17 protein-coding genes are annotated in these 26,320 nt (G+C 46.2%); 12 read left to right on the top strand and 5 right to left on the bottom strand.

The features are described from left to right. The first annotated feature begins 520 nt into the window (after window positions 1-520). The 10 genes from ACU52_RS02480 to ACU52_RS14940 all read left to right on the top strand — a co-directional run bounded on the left by ACU52_RS02480 (window position 521) and on the right by ACU52_RS14940 (window position 14,823). Complete coding sequence (locus ACU52_RS02480; RefSeq protein ID WP_021855869.1) at window positions 521-1,441, top strand: fimbrillin family protein; 921 nt, start codon at window positions 521-523, stop codon at window positions 1,439-1,441. 64 nt (window positions 1,442-1,505) lie between these two features. Further along, complete coding sequence (locus ACU52_RS02475; RefSeq protein ID WP_082335129.1) at window positions 1,506-4,994, top strand: leucine-rich repeat protein; 3,489 nt, start codon at window positions 1,506-1,508, stop codon at window positions 4,992-4,994. Between the two features lie 62 nt (window positions 4,995-5,056). After that, window positions 5,057-8,563 (top strand): leucine-rich repeat protein, encoded by a 3,507-nt coding sequence (locus ACU52_RS02470; protein ID WP_082335128.1) that lies wholly within the window; start codon window positions 5,057-5,059, stop codon window positions 8,561-8,563. Window positions 8,564-8,643: 80 nt separating this feature from the next. Beyond that, entirely contained in the window at window positions 8,644-9,510 is an 867-nt protein-coding gene (locus ACU52_RS02465) for a fimbrillin family protein (protein ID WP_053397628.1), read from the top strand. Window positions 9,511-9,713: 203 nt separating this feature from the next. Beyond that, window positions 9,714-10,562 (top strand): hypothetical protein, encoded by an 849-nt coding sequence (locus tag ACU52_RS02455; protein WP_053397626.1) that lies wholly within the window; start codon window positions 9,714-9,716, stop codon window positions 10,560-10,562. A 53-nt stretch (window positions 10,563-10,615) separates the two neighbouring features. Beyond that, window positions 10,616-11,593, top strand: coding sequence for a hypothetical protein (locus ACU52_RS02450; protein WP_053397625.1), 978 nt, complete (start codon window positions 10,616-10,618; stop codon window positions 11,591-11,593). Then, window positions 11,590-13,218 (top strand): leucine-rich repeat domain-containing protein, encoded by a 1,629-nt coding sequence (locus ACU52_RS02445; protein WP_053397624.1) that lies wholly within the window; start codon window positions 11,590-11,592, stop codon window positions 13,216-13,218. The genes ACU52_RS02450 and ACU52_RS02445 overlap by 4 nt, the downstream gene beginning before the upstream one ends. 40 nt (window positions 13,219-13,258) lie before the next feature. Beyond that, a complete protein-coding gene (locus ACU52_RS02440; protein ID WP_053397623.1) occupies window positions 13,259-13,840 on the top strand; it encodes a hypothetical protein in 582 nt (193 codons plus the stop codon). Further along, window positions 13,837-14,640 carry a serine/threonine protein kinase gene (locus tag ACU52_RS02435; protein ID WP_053397622.1) on the top strand — a complete coding sequence of 268 codons (804 nt, stop codon included), beginning with the start codon at window positions 13,837-13,839 and terminating at the stop codon, window positions 14,638-14,640. Before ACU52_RS02440 ends, ACU52_RS02435 begins: the two co-directional genes overlap by 4 nt. A gap of 15 nt (window positions 14,641-14,655) precedes the next feature. Further along, a complete protein-coding gene (locus ACU52_RS14940; RefSeq protein WP_156316877.1) occupies window positions 14,656-14,823 on the top strand; it encodes a hypothetical protein in 168 nt (55 codons plus the stop codon). A 332-nt stretch (window positions 14,824-15,155) separates the two neighbouring features. Here the strand turns inward: ACU52_RS14940 and ACU52_RS02430 are convergent, their stop codons facing one another. The 5 genes from ACU52_RS02430 to ACU52_RS02410 are packed head-to-tail and all read right to left on the bottom strand — an operon-like array spanning window position 15,156 to window position 22,646. Beyond that, window positions 15,156-16,007, bottom strand: coding sequence for a DUF7281 domain-containing protein (locus ACU52_RS02430; RefSeq protein ID WP_053397621.1), 852 nt, complete (start codon window positions 16,005-16,007; stop codon window positions 15,156-15,158). Window positions 16,008-16,016: 9 nt separating this feature from the next. After that, window positions 16,017-19,667 carry an ATP-binding protein gene (locus ACU52_RS02425; protein ID WP_053397670.1) on the bottom strand — a complete coding sequence of 1,217 codons (3,651 nt, stop codon included), beginning with the start codon at window positions 19,665-19,667 and terminating at the stop codon, window positions 16,017-16,019. Continuing rightward, complete coding sequence (locus tag ACU52_RS02420; protein ID WP_053397620.1) at window positions 19,651-20,208, bottom strand: condensin complex protein MksE; 558 nt, start codon at window positions 20,206-20,208, stop codon at window positions 19,651-19,653. Before ACU52_RS02420 ends, ACU52_RS02425 begins: the two co-directional genes overlap by 17 nt. Next, window positions 20,198-21,397, bottom strand: coding sequence for a hypothetical protein (locus tag ACU52_RS02415; protein WP_053397619.1), 1,200 nt, complete (start codon window positions 21,395-21,397; stop codon window positions 20,198-20,200). Before ACU52_RS02415 ends, ACU52_RS02420 begins: the two co-directional genes overlap by 11 nt. A 4-nt stretch (window positions 21,398-21,401) precedes the next feature. Further along, window positions 21,402-22,646, bottom strand: a complete 1,245-nt coding sequence (locus tag ACU52_RS02410) for an ATP-binding protein (protein ID WP_053397618.1) — start codon at window positions 22,644-22,646, stop codon at window positions 21,402-21,404. A 1,444-nt stretch (window positions 22,647-24,090) separates the two neighbouring features. On the opposite strand from ACU52_RS02410, the gene ACU52_RS02400 reads away from it, so the two are divergent. Next, window positions 24,091-25,437, top strand: a complete 1,347-nt coding sequence (locus tag ACU52_RS02400; RefSeq protein WP_053397616.1) for an ATP-binding protein — start codon at window positions 24,091-24,093, stop codon at window positions 25,435-25,437. A gap of 158 nt (window positions 25,438-25,595) precedes the next feature. Then, window positions 25,596-26,117: a methylated-DNA--[protein]-cysteine S-methyltransferase gene (locus ACU52_RS02395; RefSeq protein WP_053397615.1), complete on the top strand. Its 522-nt coding sequence runs from the start codon at window positions 25,596-25,598 to the stop codon at window positions 26,115-26,117. Window positions 26,118-26,320 lie beyond the last annotated feature (203 nt).

Genomic DNA, 26,320 nt, shown 5'->3' with positions numbered 1-26,320 from the left:
CGTTCATTATGCAAATATAGTGAAAGGCGAGTGCAATGCAAAACAAAAAAACACTTTTTTTGAGTTTGCCTTGCCGAGCCGCCTCCTATATTATGTAAATATAGTGAAAGGCGAGTGCAATGTAAAACAAAAACCACGTTTTTTTGAGTTTGTCTTTCCGAGCCGTCTCCTATATTATTAAATATAGTGAAAGGCGAGTGCATTGCAAAACAAAAACCACTTTTTTTGAGTTTGTCTTTCCGAGCCGCCTCCTAATATTATCTATTGTTATGCGGATATACACAATTTTCGCTGAAGACAGAAAACGCATCGGTATCAGCTGCTGTTTATGCGTGCACATAAAAAACATGAATTTCTGTCTTATTTTATGGTAAAATGTCCATAAAACATCCGTTTTTGACGCTCATACATATTAAATATTCACTTTTTTAAGTTTGTGAACCATTGTGAACTTGTTTTGCGTTTGCTTTTGGCGTATCTTTGCACTCACAAACGATAAACCTTATAAAGACTGTTGGGTATGATTAAGAAAAATATACTTATATGGATGACTGCCGCACTTGCATTCTGCGCATGTTCATCAAGTGAAAACAACGGAGATGAAGGCGAAATCGATCCGCCGTCGCCCCACGCCGTGCCTATAAAGATAAGCACTACGATGGAGAGCGTAGACGGCACGAGAGCCACAGATTACGGATTTGAGGCCGGCGACAGGATAGGTCTGTTCGTAGTGAACCATAATGCCGACGGAACACCGGGAACGCTGCAGCCGGTCGGCAACCATGTTGACAACATGAGGTTTACATACAGCGGAACATGGACTCCTGACGAACAGATATACTGGAAAGATGAGACCACACACGCCGACTTCTATCTCTACTACCCCTACACACCGTCGCTGACATCGGTAAACGCAATGCCGTTCAGCACGATGGCCAACCAGAGCAACACAAGCGACTATAAGGCATCCGACCTGCTTGTGGGAATTACAAAAGACGTGGCACCCACAGAGGCTGCCGTTGGCATAACTGCATCGCACGTGATGAGCCAGATGCTGATAAATCTGGCGGCAGGCAACGGATTTACCGACGAGAGCCTGGCCGCAGCATCAGTAAGCGTGAAGATAAACGGCATAAAGACACAGGCCACGGTAGACCTTGCAACAAAAGCCGTTACGCCCACGGGAACAGCCACAAGCATAACACCGCTGAAAGAAAACGGAAGCTACAAGGCCATAATAGTGCCGCAGACAGTGGCACAGGGCAACCTGGTGACTGTAACCGTTGACGGCCGCGACTACAACCTGCAGAAGGCATTCACATTTGAGAGCGGCAAGCGCCACAAATTCACCGTGACGCTGAGCAAGACAAGCAACGGAATAAACGTCGACATAGATGATTGGGAAGACGACGGCACAGATAATGGCGGAACGGCAGAATAATGTTTCAGGTCGGTTGTACTAATGTAGCATGTAAAAATTTAACGCCATTAAATAAAGTCTGCAGATGATTACCATAAAAAGCAACCAATACAAACTTTTAATATATATAATCACAGTCTGTCATTTATTGGCAGGCTGTTCTGACGATCTTTTCGGCGGAGACGAAAGCCGCGGCAGCGGCAACCGCATAACACTGTCGGGCGAAATTGACCAGCTGGCGGTTACGAGAGTAAACGACAGCGGGTTTGCCGACGGCGACGTGATGGGCGTGTATATTGTCGACTATAACGGCAACACGCCCGGCACTCTGCAGCCGAGCGGCAACAGGGCAGACAACGTGCGCCATACATACGACGCCGCCAACGCCAAATGGAACTCTGCCTACGACATCTACTGGAAAGATGACCACACACACATTGACGTCTACGGATACTATCCCTTCGGCAGTCCGGAGAGCATAGACGCCTACCCGTTCACCGTGGAGCGCGACCAGAGCAAGCCTTCGGAGGACGGCGTGATGGGCGGATATGAGGCCAGCGACTTTCTGTGGGGAAAGGTGGCCGACGTGGCCCCGACTGACAGAGTAATACGTCTGCCCATGGCCCACCGTATGGCCAACGCCCGCGTAACACTTACTGAGGGTACAGGCTTTGCCGACGGCGAATGGGAGCAGACAGAACGCACTGTGCTCGTGGCCAACCTGATACGAGGGGCAAAGATAAACCTTAACGACGGAACGGTGAAAGCCAAAGGCAGCGTAGAGCCTACGGCCACAGTGCCTGCAAGAGTAGGTGACGAGTGGCGCGCCATAGTTGTGCCTCAGACAGTAGCGGCAGGCACAACGCTGTTCACCATAACCGTGGGCGGCATACCTTATAAGTTCAGCAAGAACGAGGCATTCACCTATACGGCAGGAAAGATGAGCAACTTCACCATCCGTGTTGACAAGAAAGCCGAAACAGGACAATACACTCTTACGCTCGTCAACGAGAGCATCACGCCATGGGAGAGCGACCTAGTAAGCCACGACGCCGAAGGCAAGGCGTATATTGTGATAAACACGACACGCGGACATCTTAAAAGTTCTATAATTGCTGCCAACAAAGACTACACAAAGCTGAAAAACCTGAAGATAACAGGAGAGATAGACGCAACAGATTTTGAGTTTATGAAAAATGAGATGACTCAGCTCGAGGCGTTGAATTTGAAGGATGTCAAAGTGTATGGAAAATTTGGGGAACAAGAATGGAATGGGATAAGTGATAATGTAGAAAAAGAGGGCGTGATACCTTATGTAGCAATGGAAGGTAAGTCGTCATTGTTGTATCTAGTGCTTCCAGATAAACTTGAAGCTATTTCTGAACGTGCATTTTCAAATTGTATAAATATTAGTGGATCATTGATGATACCTGAAGGTGTAACACGTATTGGATACAGCGCATTTGCCTTTTGTAGAGGTATAAAAGGGGATTTGTCTTTGCCTAATACTTTAAAATATATTGCTAGTTCTGCATTTCATAGCTGTGATTTTACTTGTCAATTAATTCTTCCCATAAATTTACAATATATAGGTGCTAACGCATTTGAATATAACAATGGATTTTATGGTAATTTAAGTCTTCAAGATAATTTGACGTATATTGGAGCTTGCGCTTTTAATTCTTGCACAAATTTAAGAGGTGATTTAAAAATACCACAAAAAATTAAAGAAATATCAGGAATGTCTTTTGGCAATTGTAGTTTTAATGGCACACTTTATCTTCCAGATGGCATTACAAAAATAGAGAGTATGGCATTTTGTAATAATGATTTTAAAGGAGAACTTATACTTCCTAAAGGTCTTACAAAAATTGGCGATGGTGCCTTTACCGGTTGTTCTTTTTCAGGTAATTTAAAATTTCCTGAGAGTTTATTGTCAATTGGTAATAATGCTTTTAATGAAAATAGTCGGTTGTCTGGAATTTTGGAGTTTCCTGATAAAATACAAACTATAGGAGATAACGCATTTAGCTATTGTTCAGGATTGCAAGGATTAATTATTCCTAGAAGTGTTGAAAGTATTCGTCAAGGAGCTTTTTCAAGTTGCTTCGGCATAAACTCTATCGTATGTGAAGGAGAAATACCTCCTTATATTGGCAGCAATGCTTTCGATGGCGTGCCAAAGGATAATTTTACGGTTGAAGTGCCTGAGTCGGCTGTTCCACAATATCAGACAGCCACCGGCTGGAATGAGTTTAAGCGCATTGCCGCCCATCATGAGTTGGTATGCCGTCCGTCTACGGTATGCGCACTGAACAACGGACACATGCAGACATTGGTGTTGGATGCCGAAGGCGAATGGGAAGTGGAGAGCAAGCCCGACTGGTGTGAGCTGTCGCCAATGAGCGGTAACGGCAAGACGGAAGTAACTATAAGTATAAACACTTTGTCGAAAGGTGCCGGCAACAGAACTGGCGAAGTGGTGTTCAAGCTGAAAAATGAAGACTATACCCATACGTGCAGCGTAAGCCAGTATGACTACATCTATGGTGAAGACGAGTGGCTGACGCTGCAGAAGGCGACACGAGGCAACACAGGCGGAATAAACGTTGTGATTATAGGTGATGGATTCAACGCAAAAGACATAGCCGAAGGCGACTGTCTTCCTGCCCTGAAAGAGGCTGCACAATATCTTATAACCATAGAGCCATATAAGACATACTCAAAATACTTTAACATCTACATAGGCTTTGCCATGTCTAACGAGAGCGGTATAGGCACTTTGAACACCATACGCTACAACCGCTTCGGCACAACGTTTACTAGCGGTACCGGACTAAGTGCCGACTATGACGAGATATTCAGCTATGCGCTTAACGCACCGACCGTAAACCAGAATAACCTGAACCAGACGCTGATAATAATTGTGCCCAACACTACCGAATACGGCGGCATAACGCAGATGTGGGAAGACGGATCTGCCATAGCCATATGTCCGCGCAGCACAGACGCATATCCTTACGACTCGCGTGGAGTTTTGCAGCATGAGGCAGGCGGTCATGCCTTCGGTAAGCTTGGCGATGAGTATATATATCACAATGCCTTCATCGACGCATGTCATTGTATGTGTTGTTCTCATGTGGATGCTATTAATTGGGCAAAGTCGCTCGGCTGGTACGACAACTTGTCGCTCACGGGCAAGATGCACGAAGTGCCATGGAGCCATCTGATATTCGACAGCCGATACAGCAATCTTGTAGATATTTATGAAGGCGGATTTATGCACAGTCGCGGCGTGTTCCGTTCAGAGCAGAACTCGTGCATGAACAACAATGTGCCATACTTCAACGCCATAAGCCGCGAGAGTATAGTAAGGCGAATAAAGAAATATGCCGGCGAGACATTCTCGTTTGAGGAATTTGTGGCCAACGACAAGACTGACGCAAGTAGTGCAGTCAGTGCCACACGCGGCGTAGGCTCAACATCAACATATCATGGACGACAGATGCCGCCCAAGATACATAAGGGCAGTCCGCTAAAGAGCATAAGGAAAGCGCGCAGGCACAGACGCTGACCACGTTCGAGTCTATATGGATGGCGGCTAAAGTCTTAAACAAATGATAAAGCCATAAGATTATGAGAAGACAGAACCAATACAAAATTTTAATATATATATTAGCATTCTGCCACCTGTTGGCAGGATGCTCTGATGATCTGTTTACCGATGACACAGGTCGCGGCAACGGAAAGAAGATAACTTTGTCGGGCGAGATTGACCAGCTGGCGGTTACGAGAGTAAACGACAACGGCTTTGCCGACGGCGACGTGATGGGCGTGTATATTGTCGACTATAACGGCAACACGCCGGGAACACTGCAGTTGAACGGCAATAGGGCAGACAACGTGCGCCATACGTTCGACGAAGCTGCCTATAAATGGAACTCGGCCTATGATATTTATTGGAAAGACGACCACACTCACGTGGACATATACGGATATTATCCCTTCGGCAGTCCCGAGAGCATAGACGCCTATCAGTTCACCGTAGAGCGCGACCAGAGCAAACCATCGGAAGACGGCACGATGGGCGGCTATGAGGCCAGCGACTTTCTGTGGGGCAAGGTGGCCGACGTGGCTCCGACAGATAAGGTTATCCGTCTGCCCATGGCTCACCGCATGGCCAACGCCCGCGTAACACTTACTGAGGGTACAGGCTTTGCCGACGGAGAATGGGAGCAGACAGAGCGTGTGGTACTTGCCACCAACCTGATACGCGAGGCTACGATAAACCTTGCTGACGGAACTGTAAAGGCAAGCGGCGGCATAGAGCAGACATCAACAATGCCGGCACGCGTAGGCGACGAGTGGCGTGCAATAGTTGTGCCTCAGACCGTACCGGCAGGAGCCACGCTGTTCAGCATAACCATCGGCGGAATACCTTATAAGTTCAGTAAGAACGAGGCGTTTACGTATACGGCAGGAAAGATGAGCAACTTCACAATCCGCGTCGATAAAAAGTCTGTAAGCGGACAATATGCCCTCACACTTGTAAGCGAGAGCATCACGCCATGGGAGAACGACCTCGTAAGCCATAACGCCACTGCAAAAGAGTATATTATAATAAACTCTACCCCCGGCCATCTTAAAGACGCAATAATTGCCGCAAACAAAGACTATACAAGGTTGAAGAACCTGAAGATAACGGGAAGGATAAACAGTCAAGACTTCTATTTCATGCGTGACTCTATGGATATGTTGCAGTCGCTGAACATGAAAGAAGTTAGAGTTAGTGGAGCTATGGGACTTAAACCTTGGGTTAAAGGCGATGCACCCGATAGTAATGAAGAAAAAGATGATATAATAACTAGAAGTGCGTTTAACGAAAAAACTTCACTTCTGAGAGTTGTTCTCCCAGACACGCTAAAAGGTATTGGTGAATGTGCTTTTCGTAGTTGTGTAAATCTTACCGGCTCAATAACAATACCTGAAGGTGTAACCGAAATTGGACCAAGCGCATTTTTATGGTGCACATCACTTACAGGAACTTTGTCATTGCCAAGTACTCTTGAGTATATTGGCGGTGGCGGAGCTGCAGACATTCATGGAGCATTTAACGATTGTCATTTTAATTGCGAACTGAAACTTCCAAACAATTTGAAATATATCGGACATAATGCTTTTGCTGGAAATGATGGTTATTATGGCAATCTTGTACTTCCTGAAAAGCTAGAATTCATAGGTGACTTTGCTTTTGCAAAAGCTACTAACCTTTCAGGTGACCTGAGAATACCGCAAGGAGTAACATCAATATCACAATATGCATTCCAAAATACAGGTCTTAATGGAACTCTCCAATTGCATGATGGCATAACGGGGATACAGACAGGTGCGTTTGAAGGTAGTCCTCTCAAAGGTGAATTAGTATTACCAAAGGATTTGACAACGCTTGGAGCAAACGCTTTTTTCGGATGCGATTTTTCAGGTACGCTTAAACTTCCTAATGATATAGCATCGATAGGAAATGGTGCATTTGCCGGCAACTGGCGTCTTATGGGTGTTGTTGAATTTCCTGATGGCTTGCAGACAATAGGCTCTGATGCATTCTCAAACTGCCGCAGCCTGGAAGGATTGATAATACCCGAAAGTATTGAAAACATACAAAGCAATGCTTTTAACGAGTGCTACGGCATCGGTTCGATTGTATGTAAGGGTGAAGTGCCACCGCGTGTGTCGGATAATTCTTTCAACGGTGTTGCCAAGGATAATTTTACGCTTGAGGTGCCCGAAAGTGCCATAGCCCAGTATCAGGCGGCACCGGGATGGTGCGACTTCAAGCGCATTGCCGCCCATCATGAATTGGTATGCCGTCCGTCTACGGTATGCGCACTGAACAACGGACATACGCAGACATTGGTGCTGGATGCTGAAGGCGAATGGGAAGTGGAGAGCAAGCCCGACTGGTGTGAACTGTCGCCAATGAGCGGCAAAGGCAAGACGGAGGTTACCATAAGTATAAACACTTTGTCGAAAGGTGCCGGCAACAGAACCGGCGAAGTGGTGTTCAAACTGAAAAATGAAGACTATACCCATACGTGCAGCGTAAGCCAGTATGACTACATCTATGGTGAAGACGAGTGGCTGACGCTGCAGAAAGCAACACGAGGCAACACAGGCGGAATAAACGTTGTGATTATAGGCGACGGATACAACGCCAAAGACATAGCCGAAGGCGACTGTCTTCCTGCCCTGAAAGAGGCTGCTCAATATCTTATAACCATAGAGCCTTATAAGACATACTCAAAATACTTCAACATCTACATAGGTTTTGCCATGTCTAACGAGAGCGGTATAGGCACGGTGAACACCATACGCTACAACCGTTTCGGCACAACATTCACCAGTGGTGTCGGCTTGCGTGCCGACTATGACGAGATATTCAGCTATGCACTCAATGCACCGACCGTAAACCAGAACAACTTGAACCAGACGCTGATAATAATTGTGCCCAACACTACCGAATACGGCGGCATCTGCCAGATGTGGGAGGATGGTTCGGCTATAGCCTTCTGTCCGCGGAGCACCTATGGCTATCCGCTCGACACCCGCGGAGTGATACAACATGAGGCAGGCGGCCACGGCTTCGGCAAGCTTGGCGACGAGTATATCTACCATAACGCCTTCATCGACTTCTGCAACTGCACGTGCTGCGGCCATGTAGACGCCATCAACTGGGCAAAGTCGCTTGGATGGTACGACAACCTGTCGCTTACGGGCAAGATGCACGAAGTGCCATGGAGCCACCTTATTTCCGACAGCCGATACAGCGATGTTGTTGACATCTATGAAGGCGGATTCATGCACAGTCGCGGAGTGTTCCGTTCAGAACAGAATTCATGCATGAACAACGATATTCCTTATTACAGCACAATAAGCCGTGAGAGCATCGTAAGGCGTATCAAACGCTATGCCGGCGAGACATTCTCGTTCGAGGAATTTGTTGCCAACGACAAACGTGATGCAGGCATCGTAACCCGCGGCATGGGTGTCGGTTCTGTAAGCGTCGGGCACGGACAGCATATGCCGCCCAAGATACATAAGGGCAGTCCGCTCAGCAACATGCGCAAGGCACGCCGCCACAGATAAAAACATGAAACGGAAATTGTGGATAACGTGAAAAATGCTATTTTAGTATAAATTTTTAAGTAAATTAAATAATAAAGACGATGAAAAAGCGTATTATACATATAGGTCTTGCACTTGTTGCGCTGATAGCAGCCGGATGCAGCCAGGAAGACGACACACCGGTAGACGCAAGGCATACGCCCATGAGGTTTGAGGTGACTCATCCTTCACAGCGCACAAGGGTGACCGACTCGGGATTCGAGAACGGCGACAGGATAGGCCTGTTCGCAAGCAGCACCGACAAGCCCCTCGAGATAGGCGGCAATCTTGTGAACAACGAGCCGCTGACGTGCAGCGGCAGCTCATGGACTGCAAGCCGCACACTCTATTGGGATGAAGGCACGTATAATTTCTACGCCTATTATCCCTACATGACGTCCGTAAGCTCTATCGAGGACCTGCCCTTCAGCGTGCAGACCGACCAGAGCACGGCCGACGGCTATGAGGCCAGCGACTTCCTGTATGCACAGACCAACAACGTCAGCGCGTCAAACTCTCCCGTAACCCTGGCCTTCAAGCACATAATGAGCAAGCTCACCATACGCCTGATAAAGGGCGAGGACTTTGAGGGCGAGATGCCTACATACGCCGAGGTGTATGTGCATAACACTGTGCCTGAGTCGACCATAGACCTAAGTGCCGGCGTTGCCACAAAATATGTAAGGGGCAACGGCACCACGATAAGGGCCCGACAGATAAGCAGCTATATCTATTCGGCCATAATAGTGCCTCAGCGCGTGGCCAACCGCATGCCGCTGATAGAGGTTGTGATGGACGGCGTGTCGTATCTCTACGAGAGCACGTTCCAGTTTAAGCCCGGTACGGAACATCTTGTAAACTTCATCATATCAGGCAACCCTGAACAGATTAAAATTGAAATAGGAGGCGAGATTGTCGGTTGGCAATAGTCTTGCCGGTTATCAACTTGAATGAAAGCGACAATATATATACTATCCATACTAACTCTCATTTTAGGGGGTGTGGCTGTGGCTTTGGGGCTGCAGCCCACCCTCGGACAGACTGACAGCAAAAAAACATCAACAGATACGGGCTGCATGAGGGGCTCGAGCTTGTTGGCCGCGTTGACGGCAAGGGATATGAGACCTTTGCGGTGGTAGACGAAAACGACAGACTGCTCTTCGCCATACCGCTGCGCAACTGCATGTTCGACGTGCGCTACCGCAACGGACAGCTGCGCTTCCGCGAGAACGGCACAGGCCGCGAGGGATTTGTCGACCGCAACGGCAACGTGACGTTCTTCAGCACAGGCACTGGCATACCCTCTACGGTTGAGCAAGAGGAGAGCAGCACCATGGCACAGGCCCCCGGACAGAGCACATACGAAGGCGGACAGAATAGCGGCAAGGCAGACAGGTCGGGCAGCATGACCGGCGGTGACCTGAAACAAATGGCACGCAGCAATCCTTTCTATAAGGAGGCTGCCAAGATCCTTGCAGGCAAACTGTCAGTTGACGACGCTCAGCGCCGCCGCGTGATACTCAACTACTGCGAACACTTCCGCATGGCCTACACTACCAAGGACATCGACTTTCTGCGCCAGGTGTTCAGCGAGCAGGCCCTCATCATCGTGGGCAACGTGGTCAAGACCAAGGCCGGCAGCGAAGGCAAGTTTATGCCGGCGTCGCGTGTTGAGTATAACATCCGCACCAAGAAAGAATACATATCGCGGCTAAGCAAGGCCTTTGCCGCCAGCAAGAACATAAGCGTAAAGTTCTCCGACTTCCGCATAATGCGCCATCCAACCATGGACGGCATCTACGGCGTCAGCCTCCGCCAGCAGTACAAGAGCGACCGCTATGCTGACGACGGCTACCTCTTCCTGCTCTGGGACTTCCGCAACGAGTCGATGCCGCTGATACATGTGCGCACATGGCAGCCGACAGAGACCATCAGCGATGATAACGAAGTGATGAACATCAGAGACTTCAACCTGGAGTAACTAAAGACAAGTTAAGCTAAGACAAACGACATTATCACTTTAAACAAACCTATATGACAGGCAAGATGTTACATATACGCACGTTAAAGGCACTGCTGCTGACGCTCATGCTCTGCATGGCAGGCTGCGGCACGGCCCTGGCACAGCAGTTCAGCGTGACTAAGTTTCGCGTCTTGCCCAACGACGTGAGCGCCTTTATCACTCCGGTGCGCGACCTCAACGACGAGGCGTGCGCCCTGCTGAAGGTTACGGCCACGCCCGAGTATGCCTTCTCGTCGCCTTTGGGCATTGTCATGCGTAAGGACAATGTAGGCGAGATATGGCTTTATCTGCCCAAAGGCACAAAAAAGATTACCATAAAACATCCTGAATGGGGCGTCATGCGCGACTATAAGTTTGAGAAACCGCTCGAGAGCCACATGACCTACGAGATGGTCATCAACTCGCCCAAGCCTGACATAGCCCTTAAGCACGACACTATTGTGCTGACAAAGACCATCGTCGACACAATAGCCGTGAAGAAGCGGCGGCCGAAGCTGCCGCTCAGGACTCATGCCCTGTTTACAGTTTCGATGCACGAAAACGGACCTTCGTGGGGTGTCATGGTGGCATTAATGCGCCGCCATGGCTTCTTCGTTCATGCAAGTGCCGACCTGCGCAGCATAGGCAAGACCGTAACCACCTGCGACAAGGAAGGATTTACCGACGGAAGCAGCATAAAACCATATTACACAGGACAGACACGCCACTCGACATACACCGTGACGGCCGGAGCGATACACCGCCTCGGGCGCATGGTCAGCCTGTTTGAGGGCATTGGCTATGGCCGCACGGCCACGGCATGGGAGCTGGCTGAGAGCGAAGGAGGCGGACTTGCGCTCAACGACGGCCTGACACACAAGGGCCTCGCAGCCGAGCTTGGCGTGGTGCTGTCGTTCGGACGGATAAGCGTGTCGGCATCTGCCGTAACCATAGCCGGACGCCAGTGGCAGGGCTGCATAGGTGTAGGCATTAACATTGGCAAAAGATGAAGACAAGGATATTATCACTCACCACACTGATAGCGCTGCTGCTGACGCTGGCCGCATGCAGCAGCGATGAGGCTCCGGATAACTTTGAGCCGCGCCTCGTAACGGGTGAGGCTTCGGGCGTAACGCGCACAGAGGCCGTCATCGCAGGCGAGGTGGTGCTGCAGGGAAGTACCGACATGCCGGAGCTGCGCTTCAGATACGGTACGACAGACCAGATGGACCACACCACAGGCGTGCTTGCCCCCGACGGCAACAAGGTGAAAATACAGCTGACGGGGCTTCAGCCGGGCACGATGTACTACTACAGACTCCATGCTACCAATGGCCGCGTGGAGCTGCATGGCAACACGATGACCTTTGTAACCGTGCCAAACGACAGGCCCACGGTGGGCGTGCCGGCAGTGCTGAGCCAAGGCCCAATGAGCGTCATTGTAGAATATGAAATAACGGACGACGGCAACGAGACTATAACCTCCACGGGATGCTACGTAACCGACATTGAGACGGGCGACACGCAGAGCGTAGAGGCTGAGACGCCGGGCGCTGAAGGCGTTGGCATGAGGGTGCGCATAGGCGGACTGCGCCAGAATGCCACCTACGAGATAAAGGCCTACGCCGCCAACGGCGAGGGCGAGAGCGTGGGCGAGGCGCTGACCATAACCACGTCTGATGCCGTTCTGCTGGCCGATGCGGGCGAGTTTGAAGAACTTATGGGCGACAGCAAATACGAGTATACTACGCTGTCTATTGCCGGCCCTATGAACGGCGACGACCTGCGGTGCCTGCGCCAGATGATGGGACGCGACATCGACGGCTCTGCCACGGCTGGCCGCCTTGCGCAGGTAAACATGGCCGACGCCCATATCGTGGAGGGCGGAGGAGTGTACGGCTCGTCGCGATACACCGAGAATAATGTAGTGGGTTACGGCCTCTTTGCCGACTGCACCCTGCTTACAAGCGTTACTCTGCCTTCCGATGCCGTCAAGATAGAGAAAGACGCCTTCATGAACTGCACGGCGCTCAAAGAGATAACCATACCGGCATCAGCCACCGACATCAGTCCGTCGTCGGGCTGCACGGCGCTCGCCGCCATCAACGTGTCAGCCGCCAACACTGCATACAGCAGCATAGACGGAGTGCTGTTCGACGCCGGTGCCACAGAGATACTGTGGTTCCCCATAGGCAAGCAGGGCGACTATACGCTGCCGTCCACAGTCAAGGCTATAGGCGACTATGCCTTCCAGGGTTGCCACATAACACGCTTCACCCTGCCCGACAACCTCACGGAGATAGGGCAAGCCGTGTTCTACGGCAGCAGCGTAGAGGAAGTGGTCATGCCGTCAGGGCTTAGACTCATACCCACAGCCACCTTCCAGAAGTGCGACAAGCTCACCACGGTGCGCCTCGGTGCAGCCACAGAGCTGATATCCGACTATGTGTTCGACGGCTGTCCGCTCGAGCATCTGTATGTCGACGCACAGTATCCGCCCGTGTGCAACAGCAACGCCCTGACCAGCACGCCCGACTTTCTGCCTACATGCACGCTGCACGTGCCCAAGGGACGGCGCAACTTCTATCGTGCCGACTCGAGCTGGAAGCGCTTCGGCACCATCGTAGAGGAATGACGCGTGCTGCTCATTTACAAACAAAACAGCATTTAAGTTTATGACAATGAATACACCTGAAATAGAGGAGCTGAAGCTGCTCATTGAACAGAAATATGGAAAGACGCTCGGCACGACAACCGACTTTGAGGAGTTTTCGGTTCATCTGAGCCACGACACCGGACAGAACGTGTCGGCGTCGACGCTCAAGAGGCTCTGGGGATATGTCAACGACAGCCACAAACCGCGCATGTTTACGCTCGACATCCTGGCCCAGTATCTTGGCCATGCCAACTATTACGCCTTTGTTTCGTGGCTCAAGACAAGCACACGCTACAACTCGTCGTTCTTCAACGCCAAGCAGCTCATCAGCAACGAGCTCGATGCCGGAACTGAGGTGGAGATAGGCTGGAGCCCTAACCGCCTGGTGCGCCTGCGCTACGTGGGCGAGAGCCGCTATGAGGTGGTGTTGTCGCAGAACAGCAAGCTCGTGCCCGGCGACAGCTTCGTCACAGGATGCTTCATCAAGGAGCAGCCGCTCTATCTGCCCTACATCGAGCGCCCTGACGGCCGCACGGCGCCCTTTGTGGCAGGCCGCAACGGCGGACTAACCATAATTAACGTCATCAACATCGAGAAATGAACAATTCAGACACCGAAATATTGGACGACAGCCCCTCAGGATACATGAGCGACATAGACGGCGAGATGGACAGCGCCGTGCGCATACCCGTGCAGAACGCCTTCAGAGACATAAGCGAGTTCTATGTGTCGAGGTCGGGACATACGCGCCTGCTGACAGCTACACGCTTCGGCAAGCGCTATACGCTGAAATGCCTGAAGCCCGACTTTGCCTACACGCCCGTCTACCGTCAGGCCCTTGCCAAGGAGTTTGAGATTGGGCTGCAGATGGACCATCCGCACATCTGCCGCACCATAAGCATGGAGGAGGTGGCAGAACTGGGCACGGTCATCGTTATGGAATATATCGACGGCGACACGCTGAAGAGCCTCATTGACAGCAAGACGCTGACGCCCGACATGGCGCGCAGAGTAACCGAGCAGCTGGCCGACGCACTCGGATACATACACAGCAAGCAGATAATACACCGCGACCTGAAGCCTTCGAACATAATGATAACGCACAACGGCCACAACACCAAGCTGATAGACTTCAGCCTGTCGGACAGCGACTATTTCAACGTACTGAAATGTCCTGCCGGCTCATCGGGCTACATCGCCCCGGAGCAGCTTCAGCCCGACGCCAAGCCCGACATAAAGGCCGACATCTATTCGTTCGGAATGGTGGTAAGAGACATGGCCCGGCTTACTGGCGACGCCTATCTGCGCCGCATAGCCGCAGCCTGCACCCGGCGCAACGCCTCTGAGCGTCCGGCAGACATGTCGGCCGTGATGTCGCTGCCGCGCACAGACAACCGTTAGCGCATCGTAGTTGCATTGCTGTCATTAGTTGTTGCTGCGCTCACTGCTTATGTGGCTGTTACGCTCTACAACCGCTCCACGGCATCAGACGACGCACGGCAGGACAATGCTCCGATAGAGATTGCTCCCGACAGCAACCGCGCCTTAGACTACACCCTGTGGCCCGAACGCGGTGAAAAGTAGAGCCAGTCTCCCGACAATTTACATCTTCTTCCGCAGTCTCCCCCGGCAAATAGGCGTAAATAGTATTTTTTTCCTACGTGATAAGGCGAGCGAAGTTTCGTTCCCAAGTCTCTATTTATACCTGCCGGTTTGAAGGCGAAATAGAACGACATAATATCCTCGAACAATACATCTTGTGAGTTAGAATACGAAGAATCGGATAAATGATTATATATACTGATTTTGGCTGTTTTTGATTTAAAAATTATTACTATTAATATTTTATGCTGTCAACTGAGAACTCAGTGGGAATGACAACAGGGATAATTTATAAATTAAAGAGTTTTTATATATTACGAATTACAACATATGTAACCCTCCTGATCATAGGCTTTTTGCTCACGATGAATTAAAGTTATCAATTGCTGCAACTCGAATAAATCTGATTTGATATCTTTGAAATAGTTATACTGTTCATCATATCTTTTCCGAGAGCCAGACTGCAGACGGAATTCAATATCGTCAGGAATTAAATATGAAGAACGTTCCTTGCCTAGATATTGATGAAATTCTAAGAGAAATATATTAATTCCAGCCAAATCAAAGTCTCCGAAATGGAGATAATAATTTGGAATAGAACACAGCCACCTTCTAAGGTCAGAAGATTGTGGATATCTGGATACAAAGAGTACTCTGTTTGAAAAATCATGTGTTTTGAGATAATTTTCAAATAATTCTCTTTGTTTACGAATCATCCTAAAATTTTCCATATTCTCGATACCAATTATTACCACATCTTCTGGAATCGTAAATTTTTCCCAGTCTGAGACAAACAGGAAGCTTCCTTCCTGCGGATTTACCAAAAATGGCTCTCCACAAAGAAAACATTCAATAGGTTCGTAGCTGTTTATAGGAAATCCAGGGCAGGAACGAACTGTAGCAAGTTTTGAATTTCCTGTTTCCATTGCCATTGACGCACGGGAATCAGGAACGTTTACTTCAAGAATTCGGTAACTTTCATCCTTATCTACAAGAAACCTTTTAAGAGCATCTGTGTCACGGGCAAGATATGATTTTCTTGAACCATGTGATATCACCAATAGCATACCTTCAGCCAACAGTTCATCAAGCAACTTATTGTTTAGTTTTGAGCCGGCAACCTGTTCACCAGCCAACAATGCCTGTATAGATGCGCTTATTGCCATATCATCTGACTAATTTATTCGTTTTAACAACTTTTCCACTCTCGTCCTCACCCCATGCTTACTTAACATATAGGTATAGCGGTAGTCGTAAGCATTATACGATGTCGGTGAACTGTTAATAATATATATATTGCGCGTATTGGCAAACTGCAGAATGCCTTTTATATTGTTAGGGTGTAAGCGTCCTATCTCATCCATCATACAGTGTACAATGAAATCACCACTTTTTCTGGCTACCTTTTTCTTAAAAACATTGATGAGCATGATATTGACCATTGCTTTCACAAGGATATCCGTACCGTCAGATCCAACATTATTAATACGTACGGTCCAGCCTGTGTCATTGTCGTTCTCCTTCACGCGAAACTGTAAACGGAAAGCATCACCTAACGATACAGTCGGACGATTAGGTTCATTATGTAGCTGATGAGACAGACTCTTCAGATAATCCACGACCTTATGGTTCACTTCATCCCGGTTATTACTTGAGAAAAGATTCAATTCACCTATTGAAAGAGCATTCTCTACAGCATAATCGTGAATGGATATAAGCAGTTTCATAAGTTTGTCTGATGATTCATCTGACTTGAGTTCAATACTCTTGATTACACCAGCAAAATTCTTTTCTATAAAATCACGGTTTATGTCTTGTATCACCCCATCTACATCTGATCTGCGTTTTATCAGTGACCCTATTTCTGTCGAGATACGTCCTAAAATATCTTTATAGTGTTCGCTTGTACGTCTGCGGAAATCCTCTATTTTGTTATTATCCATGAAGTCCTGCAAATCAAAGGCAATCTGCAAATAGTCATTATCTGTTATTGGCATCGTATTAAAATGGAAAGCATTTTGAGGCTTGAAGTTACGATTGAAATTGACAACTAATGACTTAAGTTTTTCAATTGATTCGCGTTTTTGATTTACAGTACCCCTAAATTGACTTAAAAGTTGCTGACAATCCAGCTCAGTATTCTTCGTTTTGTCATCCGAGAGGAAAGTATCAGGTACCAGATGCTCATTCTCTACCATTTGATGATAAAGTTCTAAGCCTTCTCTCATATGTAAAAGTTCATTATGGAGTTCTTCCTGGTGTTCTTTCATTTCTTTACATTTTTTCTCGATACGTATTCGTTTATCTTCATAACGCTGACGTATCATGGCAAGTCGCTGTTCAATATTTTTAATTTCCTTTCTTATTTCCGGTTCCTTAGCAAAAAGATTTTGCTCAGTGTGACGATATTTGAAAACTATTGAACGTTCATCTTCAATTTTTGCCAAAAGTCCCCTTAATTTATTTAAATTTACACGATATTTCTCAAACAAATTTGTATCAACACCTTTTCCGGCAAGTTCTGCTGTCTGCTGTTCATCAAGTTGCTTTTTCTGTTCGGAAAACTCCTGATAACGCTCTCTGGCTTCATCCTCTTGTCTATCTTTGAAAATACGTAATTCATCTTCAAGAAGATTCGTAGCCTTTTTAAATGATGAATCAAGATTCTTAAGGTCTTTCTTATTTTTGCTTTTATTCTTATCACGAGTTTCCCGCTCCGAATTTACATGCAAAACAGATTCATTATAGGAGCGTTCGCGGATATCCTTTTCTTGCTTAATCAGCTCTTGTTCCTCCATCTGAAATTTATGCCTACTGGTTTGTAGGTTTTGCCGTTTGACGGGTATTTGTCCTTCTTCAACCCTCAGCGATGTCCTCTTCTGACGAAGGGGATTTATCTGAGCGGCATGTTTCTTGCCAAGTTTAGAAATCTCTTCTTGAAGGTTAATTGGTAATTGTGCAAGCCTACGGTTAATATGTTGCACCTGTTCTTCCAGGTGGCTCTTCTCTAATCTATAATCGTCAGGCGTACGATGTACAGAAGCAATGTTATCCAGGTTCAATTTTATACCAAACAGACCATTGGACTCTGTATCCAATTGAGGTTCCAGTCCTTGAGCATATAGAATTCTTTCTTCGTCAACAACTTTGCCTATAGTGTTCTCCCAACCTTCCGAATTATCACAAAGCCACTTATATAGAGAACCGTCTAAATGAGCCAATATATCATCAATCTTCGCCATCTGTTCACGAAGAGTTATACGCTCACTTTCAAGACGTTCCTGCTCATGCTGCGACTCCTGTTTTATTTCCGTTTCTTTCATCCTGTACTCGGCTGTAATCCGATCTATCTGGCTTTTTACTGCTGCTTGCAGGATCGTATTTTCCTTCTCTTTAAAATTCAATTTCTGTAGTTCATCATCCACCTGCTTTATTTCATCTGCCTTTGGATTCCAGTGACGAAGTTCTTTAAGTGCGCTATCTGCCTTGTTCTGTTCAACCAACAGAATTTGCAAACGCTCATCCGAGTCATGTTGCCAGTTGTTGAAAGCATCCATAATCTGCTTTCTGTTTTTGATATATTCCTCTTCCAAATACTTACGCTTTATCTGAAGTTCGTCCTGCTTATGATAATACGCCTTTTTCTGAACATTCTCGAACGCCTGACGTGCATTTTCCAGTTTTTCCCTTGCAATATTGTACTTTTCTTCTATAGATGCATGAGTTTTCAATAAATCATCCAATAGATTTTGTTTTTCAGTTATTTCCTGCTTGATAGCAGATTCACGACAGGCAAGAGCCAGCTTTTCGTCTATACCTATAGCCTCAAATTCCTTTCTTGCCTGTGCTATATCTTTCAGTTTCCCTTTCTTTGAACCAAGATCTTGATTGAGAGAGTCCTTTTCTTTATCATATTCAGATGTGAGTTCTTTTTCACGGTTAAGTTCTTTCTCTATTTCAGCCTTAGTTTCGATATCTTTAGCTTCCCAAAGAGGTATGTGCTCTTCACTATAGGCTACAGCATGATTGAGCATATGCCATACATCTGCCAACTGCTGGTCAAGTGCAACGATTATACGCCCTTGTTCAGCTATTTTCAAAGCCTGCTGACGAACGGGATAACTACCATCACGTGATTGGCGAAACCAACAGTCTATCTCGTCATACTCTCGTTCAAAATTTGTAACGAGTCGTCTGTAGGTCTGCAAATCAAGCGGTAAATCTTCATCTGTCATGGATTGTATTATAGTATCCTTTACAAAGTCTGCATCAAGTTTTGTATTTAGAAAAACATTTTGAATACTTCGTGGAATATTCTGATAATGCGGACTCTGAACCAATGCATAACGTGTATATTTATGGTCATGGGTGTTACCGAAAATTATATCCTTAAACATCACACCGGATTCTATTCTGGCAGAAACAGCTACATTTTTGTCTATACGTTCACGAATCTTTACCCAGTCACTCAGTACTCGGTTATCGCCATCGATTAACCATTCACGCTGATAAGGAGCATCAATAAACCTCCATGAAGCACGCCCCTGATATCTGCATACAACAATCGTATAAGCCCCATTATCACGCATCACCTCATAAAGTATATAAGAGTTTGACTGACTGAAATAGAAATCATCAAACGATTTTTGTCCCTGTTGAATACCCAAACGATGTTTATCTGCATTATAGAAAAACAGCAATGCTCTCAACACAGTACTTTTACCAACGCCCTGGGTTCCTGTAAAATGTACATTCCCATCTACAGAAATCTCTGCATACGGGATATTGGCACTATTGATAAAAATAATCTTATTCAGGTATTTCATCTTCATTTGCTATTTGAATTATATCAACTAACTCTTCGACATAACGGAATGCAGAAGTAACCTTATACGTTTCCTCAAGTTCACTGATACACTCCGCAAAGCCCATATTCTGCATTTCCTGTAACAGTTTGTTTACTATCTCACTATTTGAGCCTACGCCGTATTTTTTGAACAGATGGTGCGCCTTTTCCTTCAGTTCTATATCCAGACTAATCTGTTCTATCAAATGGCTTTTACGGAACTGATATCCAGCTGCAAATGACTGATTATAGCATTTGAGAAAATCCAGATAGTCAATCCATTTTGAAAAGCTGTCCAATTTCTGCTCTATCGACTGTTTAGCCTCTCCTATCCTTGAAAAATAGAAGTAACCATTACCTGATTCCAATTGCAGACCTATTTCCTTGAAATATTCTTTATAATCCTCCAAATTCTCTTCGACATCCTCATAAAGATGGCGTACAGAAGCGTCTGCACTGTCCACCGAAAGAAATTCTCCCCGGCTTAACTTGTCGTATATTCTTCGAGTATTATTTCGCATAAATTATAGGATATTCGATGTCTTGATAAATTGCATATTTTCCTGTCATCCGGCATTCATCCGGATGCAGGATGACCAACTGACAGAAAAGAGTAACATGCTCTTCAATATTACGTTTTACCTTATAGTCGTACCTCAAGATGAATTCAAACAAATTATAGCTTGATGCCAGGAATGAATTCCATACTTCAGCAGAATCCACATCCTTTAATAGTCGGACATGATTTTGCAGTTCTTCTTCAGTCAAGGGATCGGCTTCCGTTTTTGCTGTTTTATGTATTCCATTACGCTCGGCAATCCGTCTCAGAATCTTTACTACCAATTCGTCTTCCCGCAGCATTTCTAAAGACAGACGAATCTTATTGTATTGACGGGATTCCATCCACAGAGGATTTCTTTCCTCCAACACATTTTTAATATTTGTGCCACTTTTGATCAGTAGCTGATCTTGCAGATACTTCAGTCTTCGTATCTTTTTGTAAAGTTTATTCTGCTGGTCTATCTGATTGATATAAGAAATAATCTGTCTGTCAATCTCCATTAACGCATGATAGGCTTCTACAAAATCATGCTTCACATCGCTACAAGTCTTGGCCATGTGCGGATCATTGGCCATAATGAAAAAAGCATGCTCGTTATCCATCAGTTTCTCACATTCACGTATCATTGCACGAATGCTATGGCTCTTTTCATCTAAGTTCTCCAGTTTTTTCTTTTTGATAATATAATTGGGTTCCTGCTTATAGGCATTATCCATATTGCGCTTCAAATCAACCACATTCTTTAAAGTCCTGAATCCGGTCTTCTTTAAAAGCTGGCGCACACTATCCTGATATCCGGCTTTACGGTTGGTATTAGTTTCTTGCAGGAAATAGCCTATATACTCCTTCAATGTGTTGATACATTCCTGTACGCTCAACACACTGATTTCCTCATTTACATTCAGCACTTCTTCGAAGAAGTTCAGGTAGTCACTCTCTATCTCAACCGTATTGCCAGTTTCCACTAGTACACCGTAGTCCACCAGTTTCCTCAATCTTGTTTCATTTCCTCCGACAAGGTCTATGGCAAGCCCGACCGGAAACTTCATAAGTTTTCGCTTTTCAAACATCTCGCTCAGCAATCCTTGCTCACGTGAGAGTGTCTTTGTTAATTCTTCTATGCTTCTAAAATGCGTCAGGACATCCATATATTTAAAACTCTGTGATTGGCACTACATCTATCTTATAATCGTCTTTCTCTATTGTGCGTTTGTTATTATAAGTCACAATAACGAGATTATCACACTTTAATTCTCCGGCACATTCAACAATACTGTCCACTTCTCGCTTCTCCGTTTTAGGACTGCTCATATCATAACAGACCTGTACAAGTTGTAATATGCGAGTTCCTTCACGAAGTACAAAATCAACTTCCTTATCGTTTCGTGAACGATAATAGAATATGGTCTTTTCAACATCATAACCTCGGCGTATAAGTTCTATGAAAACTTGATTCTCAAGCAATCGTCCCAGATTGTCACTTAAAGAAAAAGCCTTGGACACCACAAAGCCATTGTCAACTACATACACTTTCCTTGGAGCTTTTTTCATCAGCTTAAGTTTGTTATTGTAGCGTGATAAATAATAGAAAAGGTATGGTTCATGGAGATAGTCCATATATTTCTTTGTCGTATTGACACTGGAGAAGTCAAGTTCTGTTGCTAACTCATTAGCACTGACAGGATTACAAAAGTTTGAGACAAGATACATGGCCAGATTATTCAAATCGGTCACATTCCGGACATTATGACGTTTGGCAACATCTTTCCATATGATGGAATCAAATAACGTATCAAGGTAACTACGGGTCAGTTGGCGTGAAGCAACTACTTCCGGATAACCGCCATACCTCAAATAGTCGTCTGTCAGCACAAGAGATTCCGTCTTGTGTTCTGGTTCCTGTACATGCAAATCAAGCTTATTCCAGTTGAAAAACTCTTCAAGACTAAAAGGCAACATTTCTACCTGAAGATACTTACCGGTTAATACTGTAGCCATTTCGCTGCTGAGCATTCTGGCATTACTGCCTGTTATCACGAGATTCTTTCCCATTCTATACAGTTCACTGACCCACAGATCCCATCCGTCAAGGTTCTGTACCTCGTCCAACAACATATATTCATACCCGGGATATACATCATCCAGCATCCGCATTACCAAATCAGCATCCCAGGCTTCTAGCAATTGATAGTTATCGAAGTTCAAGTATGCAAAATTCTTGTCCCGCAGCATCAATAGTGCCTGAGTGGATTTACCCACTCGCCGTGGACCTGTTATCAACTTGATAAGATGGCTGCCCAATAGCAAATCTGTATTTTGGTTGCTCTTACGCGTCAAATACGGACGAGACATCAGCTCGTCACGTTCTTTGCGTTGATTCAGAATGATTGTTTTCATCTTTTATATGTTGTTATTCAAATACAATATTACTGTTTTTTATTCAAATAACAATGCCTATTGCACAAAATATGTATTATTTTATGCAGTATAAGATTGTTATTGAGTAAACTTTAGCATTATCGAGTGCAAAAACAGCCATACCGACAGAAAGGTCGACAGAGAACGTTTTATCCTTAGAACACAAAATAATTTTCTTCTCACGTTATTTCACTTCTAACAAACAATATATTGTTTCTATACAAATGCTCAAGCCCATTATGGCTGTACAATCTTTGGCTTGATATTTATATAAAAACGATGCAGGTCATTAAAATACTACAATAAATGTATATACACTTTTTGTTGCAACAATTTTTGTAGTTACATTTTATGTATCATTTGTAGAACGGATCAAAATAATAGAGCGCTATGTCTGTTTCAAAGTGATTGTAACTGCAGAGAACTGCAAACGTGAAGATAAAGAGTCTTGATGATATATACAGATTTTGGCTCTTTTTTGATTAAAAATAAACTATAATTTGCCAAATCTCTAAAATTTAATGTGATTTGGCAAATTATATTGATTTTTTGTGCTTGTTTATGTAAAAAACAAAATTCTATAGTTATGGTAATTTTCTGAATTTGCCTTGCTTTTGTATCTTCTGGAACGTTATTATCATTGATGATAAAATGTGCCTATATTGTATCAACAAATAATTTCACTACTTTCATACAAAAACTAAAAACGCGGTAAAAAGTCAGGACAAAATTTTTTTGTAATCTGGAGAAGAAGGCTTTAATGGATGTTAAAGAAATGATGTGCTGAGTGTCTTTGTTTTAACTTATGTTTGCTTTTGTGCGGCTAAAGAGAGTGTGAAGATGATGTTTTTGGGGCATGTAAGGGCTTGTTTTGCGTTGCAATAGCACTGCTTTTGGAGCGTAAACCTATGGGTTTTGCAACGAAAGTGGCAGAGTAATATATTTTAACACTGCGGCTTTTGCTTTCAAAATGGCTTAAATGTCTGTATGTCAATGCTTTAGTGCGAATGCTTGTTTTTGACGTTTTTCAGGCAAAATCGCGGAGACGTGAGGAGCATGGGCATTCTGAAGACGTCAAACGGTATGGACTTTGTCTGAAATATTTACAAAATGCGGCGGCGCCACGGTGTGTGGTGTGCCGCACGACCTTCATGATGTCATTATACAGGTACCGTCAGAATAAGTATCGTCAGTTGGCTTAGTCTGCTTATACAGCTGATTACTTTTGGCCTTAATAAGGGGAAAATGTGAAATTTATAGGCCTTTTGGATGCGGAAAGTGTGAAATTTATGGCTGTATATTGTGTGGAAAATGTGAAAATAATGGGGCAATATGGCACGGAAAGTGTGAAAAATATGGGTTTTTATGATGCGGAAAATGTGAAATTTACTATATTTGCAGATGTATCAAGACGTTTGGAAATATGGAGAAGTTGCTGAAAAGAAAGATTGACAAATATCTGACTGACTGGAAAAACAGACCAGACAGGAAGCCTCTTATCATCAAGGGCGCCAGGCAGATAGGCAAGACGCGCTCAGTAGAGTGGTTTGCCGGTCAGAATTATGCAAGCGTGATAGAGATAAACTTTATCGAACAGAAAAAATACCGTGAGATATTCAACGACGGATTTGAGGTGGACGCCATACTGAAGAATATATCACTGCTGAATCCTGAACTGAAGTTTATTCCCGGCAATACCATATTCTTCTTCGACGAGCTTCAGGCGTGCCCCAACTGCGCCACGTCGCTGAAGTTTTTTAAGCTCGACGGCCGTTTCGACGTAATCTGCTCAGGCTCGCTCATGGGGATAAGCTACAATGAGATAGAATCTAACAGCGTGGGATATAAAGAGGACTACGAGATGCACTCGATGGACTTTGAGGAATTTTTGTGGGCAATGGGCTATAACGACGATTTCACGGCCGACCTGCTAAGTCACATGCTTGATGTAAGGCCGCTGTCTGAACTGCAGATGGACACACTGATGAGCCTGTTCCGCGACTATGTCATAATCGGAGGCATGCCCGAAGTGGTCAGCACGTATGTTAGGAACAAGAATTTCAGCGGCACGCTCGACATTCAGCGCCAGCTGCTGAAAGACTATGAGGAGGACATAACAAAATATGTTGAAGGTCTGGACAAGGCAAAGGTGAAGGCGGTGTATAACCATATCTCGACCTTCCTGGCAAAGGAGAACAAGCGGTTCCAGATAACCAAGATAGCCAGAAACGCGCGCAACAGAGACTATATGGGATGCGTTGAATGGCTCGCCGATGCCGGAGTGGTGAACGTGTGCTACTGTCTTAATCAGCCCGAGCTGCCGCTGAAAGGCAACTACGACCCAAAGATGTATAAGATATACTTTAAGGACACAGGACTGCTGATAGCCTCGCTCGACGAGGAGGCACAGGAAGACCTGAGGGCAAACAAGAATCTCGGCACGTACAAAGGGGCGATATACGAGAATATCGTAGGCGACATGCTCGTAAAGCAGGGCTATCGGCTGTTTTACTATCACAGCGACAGGCCGGCTCTTGAGATGGACTTCTTTATAAGGGACGCCGATTCGCTTATACCTGTAGAGGTGAAAGCCAACGACGGGGCTACGGCTTCGCTGAACAGACTGCTGAATGATGACAAATATAATGACGTGAAGTATGGCATCAAACTGGGCTACAGGAACATCGGATTCAACGGCAAATTCTATACATTTCCATATTTCCTGACCTTTCTGCTGCGAAGATTCGTGGCTGAGAGCAAACGGAGGTAGCTCCTTGAATGAGCAAAGCCGTATGGCGGCATGAGGCTTTCTGGTGTGTATAGTCTGTTTCTGTCGTGCCATATATTATGATGAAATGTGGCGCCGGGCATGTAAACGGGCAGTCTGTCGTGCCGCATTAATCGTTTAACAGGTAAAAACATATCCGCATGAGCGACATTTCATTTACATGCAAATATCATTCGCCGCTGGGAGAGATAACCCTGGCATGCCGCGACGACAGGCTTACGGGGCTGTGGTTTGACGGACAGAAACACTACGGCAGCACGCTGACCGGTAGAACCGAAGAGGCAGACGTGCCCGTGTTGAGGCTTGCCGTGAGGTGGCTCGACGAATATTTCAGCGGCCATGAGCCGCAGTTTGTGCCGCCGCTGAGTTTCACAGGCACGCCGTTCAGCCGCCTTGTGTGGCGCAGACTGATGGACATTCCATGCGGAACTACGCTGACATACAAGGAACTGACGCTGCGCATGGCTGCCTGCGGCGAGTGTGGCGCTGGGGCTGTGAGGGCCGTGGCGGCGGCGATAGGGCGCAATCCCGTGTCGCTCATAGTGCCCTGCCACCGCGTTATCGGTTCGGGCGGCAGCCTGACGGGATATGCCGGGGGCGTATGGCGCAAGGAGTGGCTGCTGCAGGCGGAGCGCTCTATGGCAGAAGGCAGACTTGTGTAGTGAGGCTGTTGCGGTTCGGCCTTACAGAGGCTTCATGTGGGGCGCATTGTAGGGTATGTTGTTATATGCGTCGGGATTGTTATGAGGCAAAAATTCAGGCTGAACAATAACGCCGGATTTGGGCTGGGCTGACCGCTTGTCTTACGGGCGGTGGCGCAGCCCGTAAGGCTGTCAACGAAAAAGGCCGCCGTGCCCCTTGCGGG

The sequence above is a fragment of the Xylanibacter rarus genome (assembly GCF_001275135.1).
Classification (GTDB): Bacteria; Bacteroidota; Bacteroidia; order Bacteroidales; family Bacteroidaceae; genus Prevotella; species Prevotella rara.
This window is presented reverse-complemented; position numbering and strand designations above follow the sequence as displayed.

Excerpts from the sequence above, each read along its gene's own strand:
- ACU52_RS02480 (WP_021855869.1), top strand. The coding sequence starts at position 521 with ATGATTAAGAAAAATATACTTATATGGATGACTGCCGCACTTGCATTC.
- ACU52_RS02475 (WP_082335129.1), top strand. The coding sequence starts at position 1,506 with ATGATTACCATAAAAAGCAACCAATACAAACTTTTAATATATATAATC.
- ACU52_RS02470 (WP_082335128.1), top strand. The coding sequence starts at position 5,057 with ATGAGAAGACAGAACCAATACAAAATTTTAATATATATATTAGCATTC.
- ACU52_RS02465 (WP_053397628.1), top strand. The coding sequence starts at position 8,644 with ATGAAAAAGCGTATTATACATATAGGTCTTGCACTTGTTGCGCTGATA.
- ACU52_RS02450 (WP_053397625.1), top strand. The coding sequence starts at position 10,616 with ATGACAGGCAAGATGTTACATATACGCACGTTAAAGGCACTGCTGCTG.
- ACU52_RS02445 (WP_053397624.1), top strand. The coding sequence starts at position 11,590 with ATGAAGACAAGGATATTATCACTCACCACACTGATAGCGCTGCTGCTG.
- ACU52_RS02440 (WP_053397623.1), top strand. The coding sequence starts at position 13,259 with ATGACAATGAATACACCTGAAATAGAGGAGCTGAAGCTGCTCATTGAA.
- ACU52_RS02435 (WP_053397622.1), top strand. The coding sequence starts at position 13,837 with ATGAACAATTCAGACACCGAAATATTGGACGACAGCCCCTCAGGATAC.
- ACU52_RS02430 (WP_053397621.1), bottom strand. The coding sequence starts at position 16,007 with ATGGCAATAAGCGCATCTATACAGGCATTGTTGGCTGGTGAACAGGTT.
- ACU52_RS02425 (WP_053397670.1), bottom strand. The coding sequence starts at position 19,667 with ATGAAATACCTGAATAAGATTATTTTTATCAATAGTGCCAATATCCCG.
- ACU52_RS02420 (WP_053397620.1), bottom strand. The coding sequence starts at position 20,208 with ATGCGAAATAATACTCGAAGAATATACGACAAGTTAAGCCGGGGAGAA.
- ACU52_RS02415 (WP_053397619.1), bottom strand. The coding sequence starts at position 21,397 with ATGGATGTCCTGACGCATTTTAGAAGCATAGAAGAATTAACAAAGACA.
- ACU52_RS02410 (WP_053397618.1), bottom strand. The coding sequence starts at position 22,646 with ATGAAAACAATCATTCTGAATCAACGCAAAGAACGTGACGAGCTGATG.
- ACU52_RS02400 (WP_053397616.1), top strand. The coding sequence starts at position 24,091 with ATGGAGAAGTTGCTGAAAAGAAAGATTGACAAATATCTGACTGACTGG.
- ACU52_RS02395 (WP_053397615.1), top strand. The coding sequence starts at position 25,596 with ATGAGCGACATTTCATTTACATGCAAATATCATTCGCCGCTGGGAGAG.